We start from the raw sequence: 3,838 nt of genomic DNA, 5'->3' as shown, positions 1-3,838 counted from the left end.
TATTAGGGATTGGTTAAATTAAATAATGAAGAAGAATCAGGAAAGTATCATCATAGACAGTCATGCTGTCAACAAGATCATTACAAAAGTTGGATTAAACAGGGTAATGGATGACCTAATCTTAGAATTAGAAAAATCGCTTAAAAATTACAATAAAGAAGAAACTGAGGTTCCAATTCGTTCCGGCTTTCATTATAAAAAGCCTTTTTTAGGTTTGGTTGAATGGATGCCAATTATGAAGAAAGGCGAGGAAGTACTGATTAAGGTAGTTGGCTATCATCCAGAAAATCCAGATATTTTTAAATTACCAACTATTTTATCTACAATTTCTTCTTATGATGCTCATACTGGTCATTTGAATTTTTTAGTAGATGGAGTATTGCTTACTGCACTCCGTACAGGAGCATCCAGTGCAGTAGCCAGTAAGATGATGGCAAGACCAAACTCTAAAACCCTTGGCATTATTGGTTGTGGCGCTCAATCGATTACTCAAATTCATGCTATTTCCAGGTTATTCCCAATTGAGGAAATTTTGATTTATGATACCGATCAAGCCTCAACGAATAGTTTGGCGGATAGAATAGCACCTATCAATCTTGGAATTACTCCGGCGGTTTCAAGGATATCGGAAATTATGGAGAAGTCTGATATTTTATGTACTGCCACCTCTATTGCTCCTGAAAAAGGACCACTTTTCAATGATTTCAATTCGAAGCCTCATTTGCATATCAACGCTGTCGGAGCTGATTTTCCCGGAAAATTTGAACTTCCAAAATCACTTTTAGAAAACGCCTTTATTTGTCCTGATTTTCTTGAGCAGGCCATTATTGAAGGAGAATGCCAACAATTGAATCCCACCGATATCGGCCCTTCTTGGATTGAATTAATCCATGATGAAGGATTGAAAGAAAAATATCAATCAGGAATAAGTGTTTTTGATTCTACCGGGTGGGCCTTAGAAGACCAGGTGGTGGCAAGTTTATTTGCCAAATATGCCGAAGAATTAAATCTAGGAACTAAGATGAACATCGAGTCTTACAGTTCAGATGAAAAAAATCCCTATGGTATGATCCATCAATTAATCAATGTAGTTCAATAGATTTTCAATATTGCTGTTTTAATTACTAATTATTTAAAACAATTTCATAGAAAATAAAGTAAGGTTTTCAGTAAAATAATTTACAAACCCAGCGGCATTATTTTATAGCCAACCTAAATAGTACCAGTATGTTAAAAAAATTACTCTCCACAATCCTTCTTTTTTCATTATTAGTTACTTATTTAAATGCTCAAGCACTAAAAGGTCGAGTTTTAGATAGAGCAAGTTCTCCAATTATTGGAGCTTATATTATTCATACTGCTTCAGAACATCACGCTCATACCAATGAATCAGGGTATTTTGTGTTGCCAGGTGTAAATGAAGGTGATTCCCTTCAAGTAAGTCATATTGGGTATGAGTCTCAAATCATCGTGGTTGATAACATTTCCAGAGAAATCACGATCCGGATGGATGAATCGGCTATCGAGCTTAGCGAAGTTGTGTTTAGTCAAGATGTGAATCCTGTAAATACACTTTCCCGAATTGACCTTAAAACTAATCCAGTAAATACTTCCCAGGATATCCTTAGAAAAGTCCCAGGTCTCTTTATCGGTCAGCATGCCGGTGGTGGAAAAGCTGAACAGATTTTCCTTCGAGGATTTGATATTGACCATGGTACAGACATTAATATTACAGTAGATGGAATGCCTGTCAACATGGTTTCGCATGCCCATGGCCAAGGATATTCAGATCTGCATTTTTTAATTCCGGAAACAGTGGAAAGAGTTGATTTTGATAAAGGACCTTACAATGCTGATAAAGGAAATTTTGCTACTGCAGGTTATGTAAACTTTCAAACAAAAAGAGGTTTGGATAAGAGTTCCGTTTCTGTTCAAGGAGGAAGTTTTAATAGTGTCCGTACCGTTGGACTTTTTAATCTGATTAATGAAAAGAATAATAATGCCTATGTAGCTGCTGAATATTTGGCAAGTGACGGTCCATTTGAATCCAGTCAGAATTTTAATAGATTAAATCTGATGGGTCGATATGGATTAACTTTAGACAATGGAAACGATATCAGTTTGATTGCCTCGCATTTTACAAGTAAGTGGGATGCCTCAGGTCAGATTCCTATTCGTGCAGTAGAAAGTGGACAGATATCAAATTTCGGAGCTTTGGATGATACAGAAGGAGGTTATACTAGTAGAACAAACATTGCTTTAAATCACTCAAAGCTTATTAATGATCGCCTATTCATTAAGAATAACGCCTATTATTCTACTTACGAATTTGAGTTATTTTCAAACTTCACTTTCTTCCTCGAGGATTCTGTAAACGGGGATCAAATTAGACAGTATGAGAACCGGGCTATTTTTGGGGCTGAAAGTCAGCTTACCTATAGTAACACATTTAACGGTGGCGAATATGCACTCCAGTTTGGGGTAGGTCTAAGAAGTGATGATATCCGGGATAATGAATTAGCAGGAACAAAAAACAGAGATAGTGTTCGATATGTAACACAGAGAGGCGATATCACTGAGTCAAATTATTATAGTTATGTGAATTTTGATCTTTACTTAAAAAAGCTCAGAATTAATCCTGGAATCAGAGTCGATTATTTCAATTATTTATATCAGGATGATCTCACTCCGGCATATGACCCAGAGTCTTTAACTGCAGCTGTAGTAAGTCCAAAACTTAACTTCATTTATACGGCCAATGAAAATGTTCAGGTCTTTTTAAAATCGGGAATTGGTTTCCATTCAAATGATACTCGTTTAGTTTTAGAAAGACCAAATAATGAATCTATCCTACCAAGAGCATTTGGTGCTGATTTAGGAGGTAATTTTAAACTTATGCCGCGTTTAATTGTAAATGGAGCACTTTGGTATTTGAGGCTTGAGCAGGAATTTGTCTATGTAGGTGATGCTGGTATTGTTGAGGCAAGCGGAAGAACAGCGAGAAGAGGAGTAGATTTAGGATTGCGTTGGCAAGCAAACAACTGGCTATATTTTGATGGTGATTTCACTTATTCCTATGCCAGAAGCATTGATGATCCCGAAGGTAATAATTTCATTCCTCTGGCTCCAAGAATAACAACAACTGGTGGATTGAGCTTTGAAAAAAATGGATTTGCCGGAGCACTTAGAGCAAGATATTTACAGGACCGTCCTGCAAATGAGGATAACAGTGTTATTGCCGAAGGATATACGATTGTTGATATGAATGCAAGCTATTCTTTCAATGCAATCACTTTTGGGTTTTTCATAGAAAACTTGCTTAATTCAGATTGGAAAGAAACCCAGTTTGACACTGAGTCTAGAATCAGACTTGCAAATGGAAATCTAGAGCCAAATCCGGTAAGTGAAATCCATTTCACTCCAGGTACTCCTTTCAATTTTAGAGGATTTGTAAAATTCACATTCTAATTAAATGGATTTTAGCTGGAGCAAAGAACAAGTAGAATTACGCGAAAAAGCCAAAATTTTCTCAGAAGAGAATCTTAACCAAGATATTTCTAAAAAAGATCGCAATAATCTATTTCCTCAAGAAGAATGGAGAAAATGTGCTGAGTTTGGGGTTTTAGGTTGGCCTTTCAAAAAAGAATATGGCGGCGGAGGATTTGATCCGCTTACTACGGTTTTGATGCTGGAAGGACTTGGCTATGGTAGCAAGGATAATGGTCTCCCCTTTTCCCTTAATTCTCAAATCTGGAGTACCCAAGTTGCCATCGATGCTTTTGGAACGGAGGAACAAAAACAGAAGTATCTTACCAAACTGATAGCTGGTACAATTGGA

General features: G+C 36.7%; 3 protein-coding genes. All 3 read left to right on the top strand.

Annotated features, from left to right (window positions below; all coding sequences use genetic code 11):
* Window positions 1-25 precede the first annotated feature (25 nt).
* Window positions 26-1,099 carry a hypothetical protein gene (locus tag Q0L68_RS17625; protein WP_296705577.1) on the top strand — a complete coding sequence of 358 codons (1,074 nt, stop codon included), beginning with the start codon at window positions 26-28 and terminating at the stop codon, window positions 1,097-1,099.
* Between the two features lie 128 nt (window positions 1,100-1,227).
* On the top strand, window positions 1,228-3,468 hold the full coding sequence (locus Q0L68_RS17620; RefSeq protein WP_296705576.1) for a TonB-dependent receptor: 2,241 nt from the start codon (window positions 1,228-1,230) through the stop codon (window positions 3,466-3,468).
* Between the two features lie 4 nt (window positions 3,469-3,472).
* Window positions 3,473-3,838: acyl-CoA dehydrogenase family protein (locus tag Q0L68_RS17615; protein WP_296705575.1), on the top strand; the 366-nt coding region annotated here is incomplete at its 3' end.

Origin of the sequence: Algoriphagus sp. (assembly GCF_024642405.1) — a bacterium.
Taxonomy (GTDB): Bacteria; Bacteroidota; Bacteroidia; order Cytophagales; family Cyclobacteriaceae; genus Algoriphagus.
The sequence above is the reverse complement of the archived record's forward strand: the minus strand, read 5'-3'. Positions and strand labels throughout refer to the sequence as shown.

Excerpts from the sequence above, each read along its gene's own strand:
- Q0L68_RS17625 (WP_296705577.1), top strand. The coding sequence starts at position 26 with ATGAAGAAGAATCAGGAAAGTATCATCATAGACAGTCATGCTGTCAAC.
- Q0L68_RS17620 (WP_296705576.1), top strand. The coding sequence starts at position 1,228 with ATGTTAAAAAAATTACTCTCCACAATCCTTCTTTTTTCATTATTAGTT.